Genomic DNA, 18,221 nt, shown 5'->3' on the forward strand with positions numbered 1-18,221 from the left:
CTGTTGCTTTTCTGGAAACTGAATAATACTGAGTGAAACGTTCACAATTGGAGAATGACTTGGATCTGGTTCAGCTGGAGATTTTCAAGGCCGTTGCCGAGCAGGGCAGTATCAGCGCCGCCGCACAGTTGATCCACCGGGTGCCGTCGAACCTGACCACCCGGATCAAGCAACTGGAACAGGACCTCGGGGTCGATCTGTTTATCCGCGAGAAAAGCCGCTTGCGCCTGTCGCCGGCCGGTTGGAGCTTTCTCGACTACACCCGGCGCATTCTCGATCTGGTGGCCGAGGCGCGCCTGACCGTTTCCGGTGAAGAACCCCAGGGCTCGTTCGCCCTCGGCTCGCTGGAAAGCACGGCGGCGGTGCGCATTCCGGCGTTGCTGGCGGCCTACAACCAGCAATACGCCAAGGTCGAACTGGACCTGTCCACCGGACCTTCCGGGACCATGATCGAGGGTGTGCTGTCCGGGCGCCTGGTGGCGGCGTTCGTCGACGGACCGATCCTGCACCCGACCCTGGAAGGCGTGCCGGTGTTCGACGAGGAAATGGTCATCATCGCGCCGTTGCACCACGCGCCTATCACCCGCGGCGGCGATGTCAACGGCGAGAGCATCTATGCGTTCCGGGCCAATTGCTCGTACCGGCATCACTTCGAAAGCTGGTTCACCGAGGACGCGGCGGTGCCTGGCAAGATCTTCGAAATGGAGTCCTACCACGGTATGCTCGCCTGCGTCAGCGCCGGTGCCGGCCTGGCGTTGATGCCCCGCAGCATGCTCGAAAGCATGCCCGGTTGCAGCACGGTGAGCGTCTGGCCGTTGTCGCAGAAATTCCGTTTCCTGCAGACCTGGCTGATCTGGCGACGCGGTACCGTGTCGCAGAACCTGAGGGTATTCGTGCAGTTGCTTGAGGAGAGGAAATGACGCTCAGCTTGGTAAAGATGCATGCTCATGGCGACGACTTCGTCATCATCGACCGCCGCGGCGAGGCTGACCCGATAACGCCTGCCGTGGCCCGACGGCTGGGGGATCGTAACCGGGGTATCGGCTTCAACCAGTTGGCCGTCGTGCTCGACTGCGAGGATGCCGCCGCCCGCATCGTGTTCTGGAATCCCGACGGCACGCCTCTCGACACCTGTGGCAGCGCCACCCGTGGTGTGGCCGACACCTTGATGCGCCAGGGTAATACCTCGTCGGTGCTGCTGCGAACCAACCGCGGGCTGCTGAGCTGCGTGCGGCAGGCGGACGGCGGCGTTTCGGTGGACATGGGCAAGCCTTCGTTGCATTGGCAGGACGTGCCGCTGGCCAGGGAAATGGATACCCTGGTCTTGCCGCTGGCGGGCGAGCCGGTGGCCTGCAGCATGGGCAATCCCCACTGCACCTTCTTTGTCGAGGACCTCGCGGCTATCGACATCGCCGCACTGGGCTCGAAGATCGAAATCGACCCGTTGTTCCCGAAAAAGACCAACGTGCATTTCGTCCAGGTCATCGATCGCGGCCATATCCGCCTGCGTATATGGGAGCGTGGCGGCGGTATTCCACAGGGCTCGGGTTCGTGCTGCTGTGGAGCGGTGGTCGGCGGCATTCGGCGTGGGCTGCTGGACGACAGCGTCGACGTGGAATGTGACGGCGGCACCGTGAACGTGAAATGGGACGGTAGCGGCGGGGTGATCCTCAGCGGACGGGTGGAGAAGGTGTGGGAGGGGACGGTAGCGGAGCATTTGCTGCTGGCTTAGTGTTGCGAGGCTTGAGGAGAGTGGCTATTTGATATCTCTGCAAGTAATCTGCGCGGCGGATCTGCCGCGTGAATTTCTTTTCAAGGAGCCATGATTGATCAAAGCACTCTGTATCGCCCTGACGCTGGTCTGTCTCGCCGGTTGCAGCAAACCAGGACCTGTTGTGCTGGACAAAGCCGGGCATGGGCTGCAGCAGAAACAGCGTCCGCTGATTGTCGGTAGATGGTACAGCGACTCGCCGACCACTGAAGGTGGGCATGTCATGGAGATTGCCGAGCATCGTGCCAATGGCACCTACGTGGTCAGCTTTCGTGTCATCGACAAGACGGGCAAGGTGAAGGACTCCCAGGAAGCAGGTTTCTGGGGCACGGCCGGGAACATCTACTTTACCATCACCAAGGGCTGGATCCAGGGTTCCAAGTTCATCCCGGCCCCGCCAGGCTTGGCTGATCTTGAAGATGCCTACCAGATTCTCGAACTCAAGAATGGGAAATTCCGCTACAGGTCGGTCGAGAACAAGAATGTCTACAGCGCTATAAAAGTGGACGACACCTTCCAGTTCCCAGGCATCCCGCCTTCGAAAGGCTGATGATCCATAGGACCGAAAGCACGTGCGGTGATCAGGCGCGGTGATTATCCTTCACCGTGTTTTTAGCCACCTGTGTCAGGGTGTCTCCCGTTAGCGGGCAATCATGAAAATGAGCAACGAGATCTCCAGCAATGTCTGAAACCACCGATGATTCGTTCTACGACCGCGCGGACGAGCATATCCATCTGTCCAACGAGCAACTCAAACGGTTCGACGACTTTGGCAAGGTCAACGCCTCGATGATGTTCGGCACCACCCGCTTCAACGCCTGGGTCAGCGCGCGTGGCTTCAAGTCCGGCGAGGAGATGGCCCAGGCCCGCGAGGCAATGCTGAACTACTTCTGCAATCAGTACCGGATGATGCTCGAGGACAACCTCGACGACCATATCAACAACTTCAGCCAGTACATGGGCGCGCAGCAGGGCTGACCGCCAGACCTGCCTCCCCGACGATGGTCTTTGCCCGGACCATCGCAGTCCGGCCAAAGACACTCACGCCATCACTTGGCAGCCGTGTCCTTTGCTGCGCCGCCGGTGCCATACAGCGCCAGATGGTTGGCGATGCACATATCGAACGCCTTGACCTGAGTGGTCGGCACGTCCCCGGCAGGAAACTCCTTGTCCGCCAGCAGAGCCACGTCGATAGGACCGGTGAACCCGGCCAGCAGCGAGGTCTTGCGCGGTTGTGAGTGCAGGTTGGCGTAGGTCACGAAGTGCAGCACCTTGATCGTCGGTAGGTTGCTCAACTCCGGAAACTTCTCATAGGCACAGTGTGCCAGCCGCCGCGGGCCGGTGGTTTGGTCGAATCGTCCACCACGCGATCAGGCTTGGTAGTAAAGTGAATAAACGATTGAAAAAAAACGCTATAAGCTTTACTTGGAAGGCATATTGCTAGTAATCAGTCAGTGAATATCGCCAGTTTTGGCGCAGGGAGCGTTGATGAGTGTTCGTCCACTGACTGATTCCCCGGGACAATCGAACGATTACGATGTTGTCGCCTCTCAACTGAAAGGGAATCCGGATACGGTCGACATGGCCTACGCGGGCAACGAGGACACGATCGAGCACCTGCTGGACTCAGCGCGCACCTGGGGCCATACCAGCGCCTGGGTGGTTTACCGCGCCGGAGAGCAAATGCATCGGGTCGGGCAGGGCGACCCGTCGCTGCCGTGGCCCTCAAGCATTGCCAATGACGAGTTCGAAACCTTTTGCCAGAGCCGCCAGTTGCACCGCTGGCCTACCGGCAGGGGCGAAGGCGTGCTGGGTTGGCTGCTCGCGCCCGCCAAGGATGCAGCAGAACCGGCCCTTGCCGAGTTTGCCCAGCGCCTGGGCATCGAGGTGCAGACCAATACCCTGGCCCGCGCGCAGATCACTCAGCGCGTGCTCTATGAAATCACCTACCTGGCCAGCTCGATCCGCGACCGCTCGGTATTTCTGGTGGGGGTGCACCAACTGCTGGCGAGCCTGATCGACGCCGAGAATTTCTACCTTGCGCTGTATGACCCGCTCACTGGCAAGATCGACTACCCGTACTACGTTGACATCATCGATGTGGATGCCCTGGAGTCCGAGAACTACGAGTACCTGGACGTTTCGCACTTGTCCCTGACCGGCCAGGTGTTGACCAGCGCCCAGCCGTTGCTGATCGACTCCGCCGGCATTCTTGCGGCCCAGGCCGAGGGGCGTTTCTATTGCGTGGGCGATCGTCCCGAATTCTGGATGGGCGCACCGTTGAAAAACGCCTCGGACGAGGTGTTCGGCATGCTGGCGATGCAGGTCTACGACGTGGCCCGTATCTACAGTGCTGAAGACCGTGCGCTGTTCCTGGTGGTGGCCCGCCACGTCGCCATGGCGCTGGACCGCATCCTGCACCGGGCCGACCTGGAAGAGACGGTGATGCGCCGCACCCTGGAGCTGTCGGCCCTCAACGATACCTTGCGCCAGGAAGTGGTCGACCGCGAGCGCGCCGAACACCTGCAGAGCGCGCTGTTCCAGATTGCCGAGCTGTCGAGCCGGCCCGGTGACATGGCCGAGCTGTTTCAAACCCTGCACGGCATCGTCGGCGAGCTGCTGTTCGCGCAGAATTTCTACATCGCTCTGTTCGACGACACCACCGGCGAAGTGACCTTTCCCTACTATGTCGATGAGCGCCAGACCGTCCGCCCGGCGGCACGGCGTGGGCGCCGCGGCTTGACCGAGTACATTATCCGCCAGCGCCGAGCGTGCCTGATCGACGTCGACGAAGCTCTGCGCCTGGCGGCGAACTACGAAATCGTCCTGGGTCATGAATCTGTTCGCTCCTACTCCTGGCTGGGCATCCCGTTGTTCGACGGCGACGTGGTGCGCGGCGTGCTGGCCGTACAAAGCTATACCTCGCAGGTGAGCTACAGCCTGCGTGACCAGGAACTGCTGACCTTCGTGTCGCGACACATCGACACCGCGTTGTCGCGCCGTACCGCCGCCGAAGCCATCCACGCCGCCAACCTCATGCTCGAAGCCCGGGTGCAGAACCGCACCCGCGAACTCGATCACGCCAACGCCAAGCTGCAGCACGAGAACTCCCACGATGCACTGACCGGGCTGGCCAACCGCACCTACCTGCAACAGCGCCTCAACCAGGCCTGGTCGCGGTTCGACAGCGAAGGCGGGCACCTGGCGGTGATGTTTATCGACCTCGACCGTTTCAAGATGGTCAACGACAGTCTCGGCCATCACTTTGGCGACCTGCTGCTGATGCAGGCCGCCGACCGTCTGCGTGGCTGCCTGCGCGACAGCGACATGCTCGCGCGCCTGGGCGGCGACGAGTTTTCCGTGCTCGCGCCCGAAGCGCCGCTGGACGTGGTGATCGACATCGCCGAACGGATCCTGGTGGCGTTCGACCTGCCGTTTTTCATCAATGGCCATGAAGTGTTTTCGTCCTGCAGCATCGGCATCGTCAGCGCCGACGGCCAGTTCCACCACGAACCGGCCGACCTGCTGCGTGATGCCGACGCGGCGATGTATCGGGTCAAGAGCGCCGGGCGCGACAGCTACGCGGTGTTCAACCAGGAAGTGCGCCGCGAAGTCTCGGACCAGGTCGAGCGGGAAGGGGCCTTGCGCAACGCCCTCAAGCGCACCGACGAACTGCTGCCGTATTTCCAGCCGATTGTCAGTGTTGAAAGCGGTGAACTGCTGGCCCTGGAAGCGCTGGTCCGCTGGCACCAGCCGGGTGGCCGGGTGGTCGCACCGGGCGAGTTCCTGCCGGACTTCGAGGGCCTGCGCCTGATCGGGCGTCTGGACCTGTACATGCTGACCAGCATTGCCGTGATCCTCGCCCAACCCCAGCACGCCAACTGGCCGCCGGTGCACGTCAACTGCTCCAGCTACAGCATGACGCGCCCGGACTTCGCCAGTGAAGTGCTGGCCCTGCTGGCGCGGCACGGCGTCGAGCCGTCACGGATCTGCCTGGAACTGACCGAAGGCGCGCTGGTGGCCGAACCGGCGATGGCCCGGCGCACCATGCAGCAACTGGCCGACAACGGCATGTCGGTGGTGCTCGATGACTTCGGGGCGGGGTTTTCTTCCCTGAGTTATGTGCACCAGTACCGTTTCAGCGGCTTGAAGATCGACAAGTCGTTCATTCTTGAGCTGACCAGCAGTTCGCGCAGTAGAGCGATTGTTCGAGCGATTGTGCGGATGGCGGAATCGCTGGATTTGAGTGTGGTGGCTGAGGGGGTTGAGGACGCCGCGACGTTGGCGTTGCTGCGGGAGATGGGCGCGGGGCAGGCGCAGGGGTATTACTTTGCCAAGCCGATGGGGTTGGAGGGGTTGATGGGGTGTTTTTCTGGTGCAGAGTCTTCGCTGTGGTACAAGGGGCCGTGACGGCCGCTTTGCTCGAATCGACCGCAGGGGCGACTCATTTCCCGTAATCCGAGGCTCCATGAATACCCCGCTCGCGCGTTTGATTTCTGACTACCAGGCCGGCGTCCGAGCGGCGGTGGTGCTCATGCACCGATCTGGTATCCCTCTGCCTGCGACCAGCACAGACTGGGTTGTATCTGATATTCCCCAGCAGGGGACACTGGAGGGCGGCATCCGCACTGGATTGCCGCTGGCGAAAATGTGCAAGTCGGGATGTCCTGGACACCACATCTGTCGAACAAAGTCTCGAAGTGAGCTTCCCTGAAAACGTCTATGAGCTGGTATTCAGCCTGGGGGCGGACAACCTCTGGACGCAGGCCTGAGCGGCGCCGCAGTGGTCAGTTGGAACCGCCCCGATCCAACGGAAGAAGGCTTGGCGCTGACATCGAAAAACATCGTGTAGTGAAAGACCTGAACCAGGAAAGCAAAACGGGAGGCGAGGTCTCCCGTTTGTGCTCGGGCATCTCCAGATGCAGATCTAATTTCCGTGATAGACAGGTGATCTCCCTTCAGCTTCTGCCTTGCGCCCTTCCTGAAAGTCCTTTGATTTATACAGCGTTGCGCGTTGCGCATCCAATTGGGATAGAGCGTCGGCTTGCACCGGGTCGATAACCCGATGCGCAGATGCCAGCGATGCTTTGATCCCTAATGGCCCATTGGCGGCGATCTTGTTTGCAAGCTCGATCGCTTTGTCGAGGGCTGACTGTGGATCGGGGATCTCCTGGACCGTTCCCATGCGATAGGCTTCACGGGCGGTCCAATGATCTCCCGTGAGAATATAGCGCATTGCGTTGGCCCAGCCGGCTTCGCGCACGAATCGTACTGTCGATCCACCACCCGGGAAACGACCATGCGTATTTTCGTCCTGTCCGAAGTTGGTGTTGTTCGCCGCGACCCGTATGTCGGCGACAAGAAACAGCTCATGCGCCATATTCCAGGTGTCGCCGTGGACCGCTACGATCAGCGGTTTGGTGAGGCCGGGCATTTTCTTGCCGAGCGGGTCAATCAGCCCGTCACCGAGCGTAGGTCCGCCTGTGCTGGCAACGGCCTTAAAGCCCTCAACATCAAGGCCCTGCGAGAAATTGTCGCCGTGTCCGAACAACACGGCGGCACGAAGTGATGGATCATGGTCGTAGTCGTAATATGCCTTGGCGAGGGCCAAATACGCTTCCGGATCAAGCCTGTTCTGAATATAGGGTCGGTTGATGCCAATCAATACGATCTCACCGCGACGCTCGACGGTAATCTTGTGGGATGAGCTTGTCGGAATATCGACCATTGTTACTTCGTTAGGGCGTGATTCGATTTTGTCGGCAGATTGCGCAATGACAGCCCCCGTGAACAGGGAAAGTGCTGAGAATATGATGATCTTCCGGAATAATCTTTGCATCGATACTTCCTGTTGTGAAGTCGGCGGGGTGCCAGGTTGGCGTCGAATCCGGAAGCTTAAAGGCCGGAATGAATCACCTGTAGACGGCAACGGGGACTAACATTTATTCCGGATTGGAATACTGGCTGTACGGTCGTCAATCCACGTTCACCACCTTGCGATTAATGTGCCTTCCTCTTTTCTGGCTCCCTTCCAGATCGCTCTTCAAATCGACATGCCCCTCCAAAAGCAGCCACGTCCTGTTGGCGAATTGATCTCCAATTTACGAAAGGCCCTACAGCACTTTTTGTCGACGATCTGCAAAGCTGATCTGAACGCCGCTCCTGTGGAGCGTGTGGCCACCGAAGTTTCAGCTACGAGGTCAGAAGCATGGCTGCCGATACCAAGAAAAAAGGACTCATCTACCGCCTGGGCTACGCATATGGTTGGCTCTCTGGCTGCTATCTCCGTTGCGAAGAGCCAGTGATTCGCTGGGTCTTGAAGAAGGGCATGCCCGCCACTTTGACGGGCTTGCTGAGTGGGCTGATACGGCTGGCGTTGATAGGAGCTTTTCTGTATCTGGCGTTCTGGGTCGTGGTTGCGGTTGTTGTATGTGCTGTGCTCATGGAGATAGCAATTTGTAATTTCGATTCAGTCCTTAAGGAGGAGATAGTTACATTTAATGCCGATGAGGTATTTCCCGACCCTTACTCGCCAGAAAATATCAATGATCCAGCGTTTTATCGTGATATCTGATCTGTAAAGCTACTTTCATTTATATTTGGTTATTAATTTTTTTGAGGCCTTTTGTACCAAACCTTTACCTTGGCCTCCGTGTTGTTGCGCACTATTTGTTCCCTCTGCAAGCCCTCGCAAAATCTGTCCTGATTGGAGTCCAACCCACGTCAGTGATGTCATCCAGAATGAGGGCATCAAAAGAAACATCGCCCCCATCACAATATTCAACAGAAAATCCGCCTGCTGATTGTTCAACCCCATCAACGGGTTCAGGTTCGCATGAGGCGAGGTGAATCCATACAGGGTGTCGAAGATGGTGCTGTCGATCCAGCGCGCCAGCTGGAACCAGAAGTCCACGAAGATCATCGCGAACTGTATGACCGATACTGTGATGGCCGCCTTCAGGTCATAGCTGCCGATGACCAGCACCAGCGGAATGCAGATTATCAGCGCCATCTTCAGGGCCGCCATCACCATCGGCAGCGCCTGGCGCACAACATCCATCGCCGGAAGGTTCGCCAGGGACCCCATGGTCGTGCCCACTGCCCCGGTCACACGAATCGCGGCATCCGGTATTGAAGCCCCGACCCGCCCACCATAATCGGTGTAGACATTGCCCTGGGTCATGCGCTGGCTGCCGGGTGAAACGATCTGCCGAATGATCGAGTCATTCACTTCATCCTGGCTGGCAAAGCTGGCCCATTGTGTGAATCGCTCCAACAAGCTGCTGTCCACCTCGGCAAGCAGCCGCTTGCGCAGTCCCTTGTCGCCATCGTTCCACCACTGATTGCACGTCGGGTAGCCACCACCGTTACTCACCTGCGCCAGGCCCATATCCCGATTCGGATCATAGGGCCACTCGGCACGCGGGTTCTTGGAGTGATAGGTGTCGTAATACCCTGACTGCTCCAGGAAGTACCGGGAGCCGATCCAGTTGATGTCATTGGTCATCTCTTCGCCAAGGGTGGGGCGGTTCATGAACAGCTTCGCCCGGGCGTAGCCGTAGCAGTCATTGGTGAAGTCGGCGACCTCCTGGCCCAGCAGCGGATCGTTCAGTCGTGTGTTGTTCACCTGCATGCGCATTTGTCGCAGATCCGTCCCGCAAGGTATGGCAGCGACTGCCGCACCGCTCACCGCCTTGGACATCGAATGGACGAAGAACCACCAGACCGGCACCTTGGCGCTCTGGCCGTTCAGGGTGGTGAAGGAGCGTCCCCAGCCGGTGTCCTGAGGATCGGGCTGCAGGTACTGGCATTGCTCCGAACGGCTCTTGTCGAATTGCAGGGTGCTGAGGTCCAGCTGAATAAAGGGTATCCCGGCAAACAGGATCACCGCCGTGGCTAACCACAAGCGATGTTCGATGCTGGCACTGGCAGCCAGCGCCTTATCCCCGTCACCGCCTTCCTGACGAGCCTTGAACCACTCCTGGAGCATGATCACCACGAAGGGCAAGGCGAACAGGCCTGACTCCATCAACACGTCCCAGATCCCGTTACCGACCAGCCAGCCCACCAGGGTCAGGTAGTACTCCAGATAATCGTTGGTATAGAGCGTCATGTCAGGCTCCCCACCGGGCGTACGCCCGCAACATCTCCACTAATAGCACTGCCAGGGCAACGGCCTTTTCGGAGCGCTTCAACCCCTTGAGAAAGGCCGGCTGGGCACTGAGCAGCTTTGTGCGAAACCGTATCCAGCCCATTACGCCAAGGCTGTACAGCACGATGCGTGCAGCCAGGAAGTGCCAGTAGGCATCCATCTGCCAGCCTTGCCAGGCGGTGAGGTGCATCAGGGAAAGGCCGCCCACGTTCATGAGACTTGCGACGAGGAGGGTCAGCAAGGCAAACACCATCGGCCCGAAAAGAATCAATCCGAGCAATTGCAGGTATTGGCGTGTGCTCATGATTTCACCGCCGGCTTGCGCGCAATTGAGATATGGCAAAAGTCGACGACCAGAAGGCGCTGATCATCGATCTGAAATGGCGAGCCGAATGCAGCAGCAACGGTGTGTAGGAGGGCGGTGCAAAAGGACCTGATGACGCTGGCCGGTGACCAGTTCCGATTCAACGACGCAGCAGCAGAGATCAGGTATTGAAGGTAGGGTAAAGACATTGCGTGGCTCCTGAAAGAGAAGCCTTCAATCCTCCTCAATGTCTCACAAGACCACAGCCATAAAACTGATATGCGAGTGGAGCCTTTGCTTATAGCGATTACCTGAGCGTTGGTTCAGTTTCTGCACTGCCCCAGCATGCCGGCCGAGCGACGACCCTCACCGACGCTGTCCTCATCCTGCTGCTAGCCACCCGTATCCATGGTAAGGACGACGCCGTGCGGGCTTCTGCCAAGAGCTGCGTGAAGAAGCCGCCCCGGAGCAAGCGCGACCCGATCTACAACGTGATCAACAGCCGTAGCCCCATGGAACTGGTTGCCTTCCTGGCTGAAAACCTCCGGGACTGAAAGCGCTCGCTGTTTGACCCAGGGATATTTTTGAATGAGCAATAGCGGCAGTCCTGGGGCACGTCTCGGATGTCGACCCGGCGTGCCACCCGGTAGCTATCGACCGGCCCAGGCTAGTTGGCAAGGCAGGCCGTCACCGTATCTTCAAGCATCTCCACCAACTCCGGATCCATGTAGCGGTAATCATCCGCAATATCCAGACAGTGAACCTGCTTGTGCGCAAGCAGACGGGCGTACTCTGCCTGGAGACGCTGCAGATGCTTGCACTCCATCCGCACCACACGGGTGCGCTGCACCATGGGGGCGCGTAAACATCAGGAGCGACATTGAGTTTCGCTGTCGTGACTGTACTGCCGTCCAGTGCGCGATGACTCAGCGAATCAAAAAGTGAATCAGGTCAATCGAATTTGGGTGGCAGGCGACTGAGTACCTTCTGTCTGCCTAAAAACACGGGCTCTCAATGCTGGTTCATTTGATTCACTCGTTTTTTTTCTGGCACAGCTGTTGCAATTTCACCTGCATCTTCCGCACTCATTCGTGGTTATGCCGATGGACCGTGACTGTCTTTGTGCACAACTGAAACAGCAGTTCGACTCCTTCCCCCGGCAGGAACGCGCTGCAGCCAGTTTCATTCTGGACAACCCGCATGAGGTCGCCGTGATGTCCATGCGCGATCTGGCGCGCCTGGCCAATGTGCCGCCTTCGACCATGACGCGCCTCGCCAAGCGAGTGGGCATGGCCGGGTACGACGAGCTGCGCGAAGTGTTCATCGATTCATTGCGCGGGCATAACAGCGCCTATGGTTCCCGGGCCCACGATCTGGTGGAACTCAAGCAACGTGTCGGCGCGCACCGGGTGATTGAGGACATGGCCAACAACGCCATCGAACAGATCCAGTTGATGTGCAGCCAGGACAATCTCGAATCGATTTCCCGCGCGGTGGCTCTGCTGGCGGGTGCCCGCCAGGTCTATTGCCTGGGCATGCGCTCATCGTTCGGCGTGGCGTTTCAGTTCTCTCACGTGGCCTCGTATTTCGCGAAGAACGTGCGCCTGGTCGAAGGGGCCGGTGAAAGCGGCGTTATGTCGATCATCAACCAGACCAGCCCGAAGGATGTGGCGCTGGTGTGCAGTTTGCCGCGCTATTCACGGCGCCTGATCACCTTGACCAATTACCTGCACCAGCAGGGCGTGCGCGTCATCGCCATCACCGACAGCGTCACTTCGCCCACCGCCCGATTGGCGGCTGAAACCATCATCGTGAAAAACCAGACCCCGTCCTTCTACGACACCATCGTGCCGGCCATGTTGGTCAGTGAAATCCTGGTGGCGTTGATGTCGGCCAGCTCCAGTCAGAACACCGAAGCCTCGGTCACTCACACCGAAGAGCAACTGTTGAGCCTCGGCGAATGGTGGGACCTGGGGTGAGCGCTTGGTCACCTCAATCTGTACCTGTTTTCGAATCCTGAGCCGTTTAACCCTTGGAGTACCCGCATGAACGTGAACCCGTGCCAGCCTTTTAAAACAACCCTCATCGTGACAGCCCTCTGCGCAATGTTTTCCAGCACGTTCGCCCAGGCAGGCGATGCGCTGAGTCACATTCTGGAAAGCAAGGAACTGCGTGTCGCCGTGCCGGTGGACTACCCACCTTATGGTTACGTGGGGCCCGACATGGTGCCCCAGGGCCTGGATATCGACGTGGCGAACCTGATGGCGAACAAGCTGGGCGTGAAGCTTGAGTTGGTGCCTGTGACTGCACCTAACCGGGTTGCCTACATTCAGTCGGGCAAGGCCGATTTCACCATCTCTTCGTTGGGCAAGACACCCGAGCGCGAGAAAGTGATTGATTACAGCATCGCCTATTCGCCGTTCTTCGACGCGGTGTTTGGTGCTGCTGCGTTACCGGTCAAATCCCTGGCTGACATGACCGGAAAATCGGTGTCGGTTACCCGTGGATCGATGCAGGACCGCGAGTTGACCGACACCGCACCACAGGCGGTGGCCAAGCGTTTCGAGGACAACAACAGCACCATTTCCGCCTTCATGTCGGGACAGACTCAAATGGTCGCAATCGGCACCACGGTCGCGGCCTCCCTCAAGCAGAAAAATCCGGACCTGGACATCGCGCTTAAGGTCGTGCTGTCCAACTCGCCGAACTACATCGGGATGAACAAGGATCAGCCTGAACTGCGTGCCAAGGTGAACGAGATCATTAGGGCCGCCAAGGCTGACGGGACGCTGGACGCGATTTCGCAAAAATGGCTGGGAGCCCCGGCTGGTGAGCTTCCAGAGTAACCATGAACGACCTTATCCCAACCCTCGTTGCGCTATCGCGCTGGAGCTCGACCGTGCGCCTGGAACAGGTTCCGTCCGCGGTCCGGCACGCGGCTAAACGTTGCCTGATCGATACGCTCGGGGTCACGCTGGCCGGCAGTCACAGCGACGTCGCCACTCAGGCGCGAACGATCGGCCTCGCCGTCAGCGCCACCGGGCATGCAGAATTGCTGGGGCATGCCCAGCGACTCAGCGCACCGGCAGCGGCCTTCGTCAACGCGACGGCGGGACACGCGCTGGACTTCGACGATAACTGCTACCCAGGCGTCGTCCATGGCTCGGTGGTGATCATGCCAGCGGCCCTGGCCGTGGCGCAGATGCGTGACCTGGATGGTGCGGCGTTGCTGATGGCGTTTGTAGTGGGGGCCGAGTGTGAATACGCACTGGCCAAGGCGTTGACTCGCCAGCTCTATGAGCGCCGCTGGTGGACCACCGGGTTGTTGGGCGTCGTCGGGGCCTGCGCGGCGGCGTGCCACGCCCTTGGGCTGGATGCCGAACGTACCGCCTCGGCGCTGGGGATTGCACTGTCCGGCACGGCGGCCATGAAGGCCTGTTTTGGCACCGATGCCAAGGCCCTGATGGCCGGGCGCACCAGCGAGGCGGGCGTGATGGCCGCGCTGTTGGCCGAGCAGGGCAGCCGCGGGCCAGTGGACATCGTCGAACATGCCAATGGCCTGGCGGTAATGTTCAACGCGGGTGTGCTCAAGACGTTGCCATCTCTGGGGGAGTCCTGGAGCCTGCTTGACCCGGGCGTCGACATAAAGCGCATCCCGCTTTGCCTGTCATCCCATGCCGCCGTGGATGCGCTGAAGGACATGCTCGGGAGCGGTGGGGTAGCGGTCACGGATATCGCCGAAATTGTCTGCGACGTTCCCCCCATTGTGATCCAGAACCTGACCCATGACTTGCCCGTACAGCGCCAGCAAGCGCAATTCAGCATGCCCTTCGCCATGGCCGGCACCTGCCTGTTGGGCGACATCACCCTCGCGGCGCTGACGCCGGAAACGATCAACCGCCCGGATATGCAACGGCTGATGAAGCGGGTGCGCATGTACAGCAGCGAGCGCTGGAACACCGAGCGGCTGGATCAGGCGCCAGAAGGTGCATGGGTCAAGGTGGTACGCAATGACGGCGGCAGCGTCGAACGGTTTTGCGCAAGGCCGCTAGGGGCGGCGCTCAACCCTCTGTCCCGGGCGCAACTGCACGACAAGTTCATGGGCTGCGCCACACCGGGAATGCCCACCGCTCAAGCGCAAGCACTGTTTGAGCATCTGGAACAGTTGGAGCGTATCCCTCGGGTTCGCCGCCTCCTGCCTTATTCACATGCGGTGGAGCAGACCGACTCATGACATTGGATTTTTCTGTGGTACTGACGCAATGGCCACTGTTGCTGAAGGGGTTGCTGTTGACGGTGTTCCTCACGCTGTTCTCGGCGATTTTCGGCACGGCATTGGGTATCGCCTGCGGTCTGGTGCGCAGCAAAGGCCCTGGTTGGGCGCGTTGGACAGTGGGGCTGTACGTCGAGCTGATCCGCAATACACCGTTCATCATCCAGTTGTTCTTCATCTTCTTCGGGCTGCCGGCCCTGGGGCTGAAAATGACCGCACTGGCCGCTGCGATCCTGGCCAACGTGATCAACCTGGCAGCCTATGTCAGCGAGATTGCCCGTTCGGGGATCGAGGCGACACCTGATGGGCAAATCGAGGCGGCGCAAAGCCTGGCGCTGGACCGCTGGCAGATTTTCTCCAGGGTGATCCTGCCTCCGGCGCTCAAGCGGGTGTGGCCGGCGCTGGTTGGCCAGATGGTGATCATCATGCTCGGGTCGGCCGTGTGCAGCCAGATCTCCACCGAAGAACTGACCTACGCCGCCAATCAGATCGCCAGCAACTCGTTCCGTAATTTCGAAACCTACATCGTGGTAGCGGGCCTGTACCTGCTGCTGGCCATCGCCTTGCGCCGCCTGCTGAACTGGGTCGGTCCGCGTTTTATCTTCGGTCGCTGAGGGAAAACACCATGTTCGAATTCTCCGCCTGGGATATCGCCCGCAACCTGTTGCTGGCCATGCGCTGGACCATTGGCCTGTCGCTGATCGCGTTTATCGGCGGTGGCCTGGTGGGCGCGCTGTTGGTGGTCATGCGCCTGACCGGCAGCCGCCTGGTGCGCGGGCTGGTGATGTTGTACGTCCAGTTGTTCCAGGGCACGCCGCTGCTGTTGCAATTGTTTCTGGTGTATTTCGGCCTAGCCATGTTCGGTGTCAGAACGACCCCGTTGATGGCCGCGTCGGTGTGTCTGACCCTTTACGCCAGTGCCTACCTCACCGAGATCTGGCGGGGCAGCATCGAGTCTGTCGACCACGGCCAGTGGGAAGCTTCCGCCAGCCTGGCGCTGAGCTTCAGCGAACAGATGCGTTACGTGATTCTGCCCCAGGCGATGCGCGCCGGCATCGCGCCCACCGTTGGCTTCATGGTGCAGGTGGTCAAGGCTACGGCGCTGACCTCGGTCATCGGTTTCGTCGAAATGACCCGCGCCGGGCAGATCATCACCAATGCCACCTTCCAACCGTTCCTCATCTATGGCTCGGTCGCGCTGATGTACTTCGCGCTGTGCTTTCCGCTGTCGTGGTACAGCCGCGTACTTGAACAGAAACTTCGCCGATAGGGGCTTGCCGATATGAATCCCTCCCACACCCATGACCCCAGGGCTGACTTTGCCCTGGTCGATATTCGCGGCCTGCGCAAACGCTTTGGTAGCAACGAGGTCCTCAAGGGCATCAACCTGCAGATCGCCCGCAAGGAAGTGGTCTGCATCATCGGCAAGAGCGGTTCCGGCAAGAGCACGCTGCTGCGCTGCCTGAACGGGCTGGAAACCTTCCAGGAAGGCAGCGTTGTGGTCGATGGCCAATCGATCCGTCACGATGACCGCCAGGCCATGCGCGAGTTGCGGCAGAACGTCGGGATGATTTTCCAGGGCTTCAATCTGTTCCCGCACCTGAGCGCCGGGCAGAACGTGATGCTCGCTCCGCGCCTGGTGCAGAAAGCATCCCGTGCCGGCGCCGAACAACAGGCCCGCAAATTACTCGATCGTGTAGGGCTGGGTGAACGTTTTGATGCCTTCCCCGACCAGCTTTCCGGCGGCCAGCAGCAACGTGTTGCGATCGCCCGCTCCCTGGCGATGAACCCCCACGTATTGCTCTGCGACGAGATCACTTCAGCCCTGGACCCCGAACTGGTCGGCGAGGTGCTGAGCGTCGTCGAAGGGCTCGCCAAAGAGGGCATGACGCTGATCATGGTCACCCACGAAATGGCCTTTGCGCGCCGGGTCAGCGACCGGGTGATTTTCATGCATCAAGGCCTGGTTCATGAGGCCGGCGACCCCGAGACCCTGTTCACCACCCCGAAAACCGCTGAGTTGCGACGTTTCCTGTCCATGGAAAGTTGATCGCCCAGCCCGTGATTTCACGTATTCGCCCTGCCTTCCCACTGCCCGTTCAGGAGACACCCATGGATTTTCCATTGACCGTACCGCCGTCCAAAAAACACCAGAGCTTTCTGTGGTCGCCGATCTGCACCGACCTCGATCAGCTCGACGCTCACGTCGCGATTATCGGCATGCCTTTCGGCAAGGCCTACGTGGCAGAACACATCACCAATGATCAAAGCCGGGCACCGGACGCCATTCGTGCCATGAGCGACCGAATCTGCCGTGCGCTGCACCATTACGACTTCGACGTAGGAGGCCCGATCTACGACAACCGTGCGTTGAAAGTCGTCGACTGCGGCAACGTGCCCGCCGACCCGGGCGACCTGAGCAGCCATGGCGTGCGGGCCGAGCAGGCGGTACGCAAGATCCTCGAGGCGGGCGCCATGCCGATTGTACTGGGCGGTGATCATAGTATCCCGATCCCGATTCTGCGGGCCTATGAGGGCCGGGGGCCGATCACCCTCATTCACATCGACGCGCACCTCGATTGGCGTGATGAAATCAACGGCGTGCGCGACGGCCTGTCCAGTCCGATCCGCCGTGCCTCGGAGATGGAGCATATCGGCGAAATCTTCCAGATCGGCCTGCGTGCCCAAGGCAGCGGCCGGCAGACGGATTTCCAGGCGGCGGTGGACTATGGCGCACACCTGATCACCGCCTATGAGGTGCATGACAACGGTATGCAGTCGGTGCTGGATCGGATTCCCGACAACGGCAACTACTACCTGACCATTGATGCCGACGGCCTCGACCCGTCGATCATGCCCGGTGTCGCCGGTCCTGCGCTAGGAGGCGTCACCTACGTGCAAATGCGCAAGCTGATTCATGGCCTGGTCAACAAAGGTAAGGTCGTCGGCATGGACATCGTCGAAATCACGCCCACGACCGACGTCAACAACATCAGTTGCATCACCGCAGGCCGCCTGATCGTGAACCTGATCGGTGCCGCTGTTCGCGCGGATTATTTCGACGCGCCGACGCTGTAATTTCAAGCCGTTTCCGGATCCAGCCCACGGTCGGAAGCGGTGCTTCCCCATTACTTTTCTTGTCGATAAAGCCAGGTCCATCATGCCGACTCACACACGTATCCGAATGTTCAACACCAAGGACACCTACCCCAATCAGTCTCTGGACAATGACCTCTGCCAGGCCGTTCGCGCCGGTAACACGGTTTACGTCAGGGGCCAATTGGGCACCGACTTCGACGGCAATTTAATCGGCCTGGGTGATGCCGGGGCGCAGGCCGAGCAGGCCATGAAAAACGTCAAGCAACTGCTTGAAGAAGCCGGCAGTCAACTGCAGGATATTGTGAAAATCACCATTTACCTGATCGACCCACGCTACCGGGAAGAGGTTTACCTGATCGTCGGAAAATGGCTCAAGGGTGTGTTCCCTATCTCCACCGGGTTGGTGGTCTCTGCATTGGGCCAGCCGCAATGGTTGATGGAAATCGACGTGATTGCGGTGATCCCTGGCTGAGAAACTTCAGGTTCCCGCCCAGACACTGCCGGTGGGCATCGTGCGATGGGCGGGAGTCGATCTCTTCACCCGCATGATGGTTTGCCTGACTCGATAAGCACTCGCTAGCCCGGTGCATTTTTTCCATTGATGGGTTTGTCCAGACCCTCC

General features: G+C 59.7%; 21 protein-coding genes. 15 read left to right on the top strand and 6 right to left on the bottom strand.

Features of this window, described 5'->3' with window-relative positions:
* The first annotated feature begins 59 nt into the window (after positions 1–59).
* From ptrR to HX851_RS14180, 4 genes are all read left to right on the top strand, one after another.
* Positions 60–920 carry a putrescine utilization regulator PtrR gene (gene ptrR / locus HX851_RS14165; protein WP_218170563.1) on the top strand — a complete coding sequence of 287 codons (861 nt, stop codon included), beginning with the start codon at positions 60–62 and terminating at the stop codon, positions 918–920.
* A complete protein-coding gene (gene dapF / locus HX851_RS14170; protein WP_177057982.1) occupies positions 917–1,732 on the top strand; it encodes a diaminopimelate epimerase in 816 nt (271 codons plus the stop codon). Before ptrR ends, dapF begins: the two co-directional genes overlap by 4 nt.
* Positions 1,733–1,826: 94 nt before the next feature.
* Entirely contained in the window at positions 1,827–2,321 is a 495-nt protein-coding gene (locus HX851_RS14175; protein WP_177057983.1) for a hypothetical protein, read from the top strand.
* A 131-nt stretch (positions 2,322–2,452) separates the two neighbouring features.
* On the top strand, positions 2,453–2,749 hold the full coding sequence (locus HX851_RS14180) for a DUF3144 domain-containing protein (protein WP_177057984.1): 297 nt from the start codon (positions 2,453–2,455) through the stop codon (positions 2,747–2,749).
* Between the two features lie 71 nt (positions 2,750–2,820).
* On the opposite strand, the gene HX851_RS14185 is transcribed toward HX851_RS14180, so the two are convergent.
* Complete coding sequence (locus tag HX851_RS14185) at positions 2,821–3,066, bottom strand: hypothetical protein (protein WP_256262408.1); 246 nt, start codon at positions 3,064–3,066, stop codon at positions 2,821–2,823.
* A gap of 193 nt (positions 3,067–3,259) precedes the next feature.
* Here HX851_RS14185 and HX851_RS14190 point away from each other — a divergent pair, with 193 nt between their 5' ends.
* Complete coding sequence (locus HX851_RS14190; RefSeq protein WP_177065821.1) at positions 3,260–6,181, top strand: sensor domain-containing phosphodiesterase; 2,922 nt, start codon at positions 3,260–3,262, stop codon at positions 6,179–6,181.
* A 517-nt stretch (positions 6,182–6,698) separates the two neighbouring features.
* Here HX851_RS14190 and HX851_RS14195 read toward each other — a convergent pair.
* Positions 6,699–7,610: a crotonase/enoyl-CoA hydratase family protein gene (locus HX851_RS14195; RefSeq protein WP_177065822.1), complete on the bottom strand. Its 912-nt coding sequence runs from the start codon at positions 7,608–7,610 to the stop codon at positions 6,699–6,701.
* Positions 7,611–7,979: 369 nt separating this feature from the next.
* Here HX851_RS14195 and HX851_RS14200 point away from each other — a divergent pair, with 369 nt between their 5' ends.
* On the top strand, positions 7,980–8,345 hold the full coding sequence (locus HX851_RS14200) for a DUF3742 family protein (RefSeq protein ID WP_177065823.1): 366 nt from the start codon (positions 7,980–7,982) through the stop codon (positions 8,343–8,345).
* 15 nt (positions 8,346–8,360) lie between these two features.
* Here HX851_RS14200 and HX851_RS14205 read toward each other — a convergent pair whose 3' ends face one another.
* From HX851_RS14205 to HX851_RS14215, 3 genes are read right to left on the bottom strand one after another with little or no spacing between them, the layout of a single operon-like run.
* The gene (locus HX851_RS14205) at positions 8,361–9,884 is read right to left on the bottom strand and encodes a conjugal transfer protein TraG N-terminal domain-containing protein (RefSeq protein ID WP_177065824.1); all 1,524 of its coding nucleotides are present in this window, start codon (positions 9,882–9,884) and stop codon (positions 8,361–8,363) included.
* 1 nt (position 9,885) lies between these two features.
* Positions 9,886–10,227 carry a hypothetical protein gene (locus HX851_RS14210; RefSeq protein ID WP_177065826.1) on the bottom strand — a complete coding sequence of 114 codons (342 nt, stop codon included), beginning with the start codon at positions 10,225–10,227 and terminating at the stop codon, positions 9,886–9,888.
* On the bottom strand, positions 10,224–10,436 hold the full coding sequence (locus tag HX851_RS14215) for a hypothetical protein (RefSeq protein ID WP_177065827.1): 213 nt from the start codon (positions 10,434–10,436) through the stop codon (positions 10,224–10,226). The genes HX851_RS14210 and HX851_RS14215 overlap by 4 nt, the downstream gene beginning before the upstream one ends.
* A gap of 126 nt (positions 10,437–10,562) precedes the next feature.
* On the opposite strand from HX851_RS14215, the gene HX851_RS14220 reads away from it, so the two are divergent.
* A complete protein-coding gene (locus HX851_RS14220) occupies positions 10,563–10,781 on the top strand; it encodes a DUF7740 domain-containing protein (RefSeq protein WP_177065947.1) in 219 nt (72 codons plus the stop codon).
* Positions 10,782–10,894: 113 nt separating this feature from the next.
* Here HX851_RS14220 and HX851_RS14225 read toward each other — a convergent pair whose 3' ends face one another.
* Positions 10,895–11,080 carry a cellular communication/signal transduction gene (locus HX851_RS14225; protein ID WP_256262705.1) on the bottom strand — a complete coding sequence of 62 codons (186 nt, stop codon included), beginning with the start codon at positions 11,078–11,080 and terminating at the stop codon, positions 10,895–10,897.
* Positions 11,081–11,330: 250 nt separating this feature from the next.
* Here HX851_RS14225 and HX851_RS14230 point away from each other — a divergent pair, with 250 nt between their 5' ends.
* The 8 genes from HX851_RS14230 to HX851_RS14265 all read left to right on the top strand — a co-directional run bounded on the left by HX851_RS14230 (position 11,331) and on the right by HX851_RS14265 (position 18,071).
* Complete coding sequence (locus tag HX851_RS14230) at positions 11,331–12,206, top strand: MurR/RpiR family transcriptional regulator (RefSeq protein ID WP_177057994.1); 876 nt, start codon at positions 11,331–11,333, stop codon at positions 12,204–12,206.
* 66 nt (positions 12,207–12,272) lie between these two features.
* The gene (locus HX851_RS14235; protein ID WP_218170565.1) at positions 12,273–13,073 is read left to right on the top strand and encodes a transporter substrate-binding domain-containing protein; all 801 of its coding nucleotides are present in this window, start codon (positions 12,273–12,275) and stop codon (positions 13,071–13,073) included.
* A 2-nt stretch (positions 13,074–13,075) separates the two neighbouring features.
* Entirely contained in the window at positions 13,076–14,461 is a 1,386-nt protein-coding gene (locus HX851_RS14240) for an MmgE/PrpD family protein (protein WP_177065829.1), read from the top strand.
* Positions 14,458–15,114 carry an amino acid ABC transporter permease gene (locus tag HX851_RS14245; RefSeq protein ID WP_177065832.1) on the top strand — a complete coding sequence of 219 codons (657 nt, stop codon included), beginning with the start codon at positions 14,458–14,460 and terminating at the stop codon, positions 15,112–15,114. The genes HX851_RS14240 and HX851_RS14245 overlap by 4 nt, the downstream gene beginning before the upstream one ends.
* 11 nt (positions 15,115–15,125) lie before the next feature.
* On the top strand, positions 15,126–15,770 hold the full coding sequence (locus tag HX851_RS14250) for an amino acid ABC transporter permease (protein WP_177057997.1): 645 nt from the start codon (positions 15,126–15,128) through the stop codon (positions 15,768–15,770).
* A 12-nt stretch (positions 15,771–15,782) separates the two neighbouring features.
* Positions 15,783–16,550 (top strand): amino acid ABC transporter ATP-binding protein, encoded by a 768-nt coding sequence (locus tag HX851_RS14255; protein ID WP_256262706.1) that lies wholly within the window; start codon positions 15,783–15,785, stop codon positions 16,548–16,550.
* A 62-nt stretch (positions 16,551–16,612) separates the two neighbouring features.
* Positions 16,613–17,578 carry an agmatinase gene (locus HX851_RS14260; RefSeq protein WP_177057998.1) on the top strand — a complete coding sequence of 322 codons (966 nt, stop codon included), beginning with the start codon at positions 16,613–16,615 and terminating at the stop codon, positions 17,576–17,578.
* Positions 17,579–17,660: 82 nt separating this feature from the next.
* Positions 17,661–18,071: a RidA family protein gene (locus HX851_RS14265; protein WP_177065834.1), complete on the top strand. Its 411-nt coding sequence runs from the start codon at positions 17,661–17,663 to the stop codon at positions 18,069–18,071.
* The last annotated feature ends 150 nt before the right edge of the window (positions 18,072–18,221 follow it).

This window comes from Pseudomonas gingeri (assembly GCF_013385635.1).
Lineage (GTDB): Bacteria > Pseudomonadota > Gammaproteobacteria > Pseudomonadales > Pseudomonadaceae > Aquipseudomonas > Aquipseudomonas gingeri_A.

Bases quoted from the DNA above. Each gene is read 5' to 3' on its own strand.
- HX851_RS14200 (WP_177065823.1), top strand. From the start codon at position 7,980: ATGGCTGCCGATACCAAGAAAAAAGGACTCATCTACCGCCTGGGCTAC.
- HX851_RS14205 (WP_177065824.1), bottom strand. From the start codon at position 9,884: ATGACGCTCTATACCAACGATTATCTGGAGTACTACCTGACCCTGGTG.
- HX851_RS14225 (WP_256262705.1), bottom strand. From the start codon at position 11,080: ATGGTGCAGCGCACCCGTGTGGTGCGGATGGAGTGCAAGCATCTGCAG.
- HX851_RS14265 (WP_177065834.1), top strand. From the start codon at position 17,661: ATGCCGACTCACACACGTATCCGAATGTTCAACACCAAGGACACCTAC.
- HX851_RS14230 (WP_177057994.1), top strand. From the start codon at position 11,331: ATGGACCGTGACTGTCTTTGTGCACAACTGAAACAGCAGTTCGACTCC.
- HX851_RS14250 (WP_177057997.1), top strand. From the start codon at position 15,126: ATGTTCGAATTCTCCGCCTGGGATATCGCCCGCAACCTGTTGCTGGCC.
- HX851_RS14235 (WP_218170565.1), top strand. From the start codon at position 12,273: ATGAACGTGAACCCGTGCCAGCCTTTTAAAACAACCCTCATCGTGACA.
- dapF (WP_177057982.1), top strand. From the start codon at position 917: ATGACGCTCAGCTTGGTAAAGATGCATGCTCATGGCGACGACTTCGTC.
- HX851_RS14240 (WP_177065829.1), top strand. From the start codon at position 13,076: ATGAACGACCTTATCCCAACCCTCGTTGCGCTATCGCGCTGGAGCTCG.
- HX851_RS14255 (WP_256262706.1), top strand. From the start codon at position 15,783: ATGAATCCCTCCCACACCCATGACCCCAGGGCTGACTTTGCCCTGGTC.
- HX851_RS14180 (WP_177057984.1), top strand. From the start codon at position 2,453: ATGTCTGAAACCACCGATGATTCGTTCTACGACCGCGCGGACGAGCAT.
- HX851_RS14245 (WP_177065832.1), top strand. From the start codon at position 14,458: ATGACATTGGATTTTTCTGTGGTACTGACGCAATGGCCACTGTTGCTG.
- HX851_RS14190 (WP_177065821.1), top strand. From the start codon at position 3,260: ATGAGTGTTCGTCCACTGACTGATTCCCCGGGACAATCGAACGATTAC.
- HX851_RS14260 (WP_177057998.1), top strand. From the start codon at position 16,613: ATGGATTTTCCATTGACCGTACCGCCGTCCAAAAAACACCAGAGCTTT.
- HX851_RS14215 (WP_177065827.1), bottom strand. From the start codon at position 10,436: ATGTCTTTACCCTACCTTCAATACCTGATCTCTGCTGCTGCGTCGTTG.
- HX851_RS14210 (WP_177065826.1), bottom strand. From the start codon at position 10,227: ATGAGCACACGCCAATACCTGCAATTGCTCGGATTGATTCTTTTCGGG.
- HX851_RS14195 (WP_177065822.1), bottom strand. From the start codon at position 7,610: ATGCAAAGATTATTCCGGAAGATCATCATATTCTCAGCACTTTCCCTG.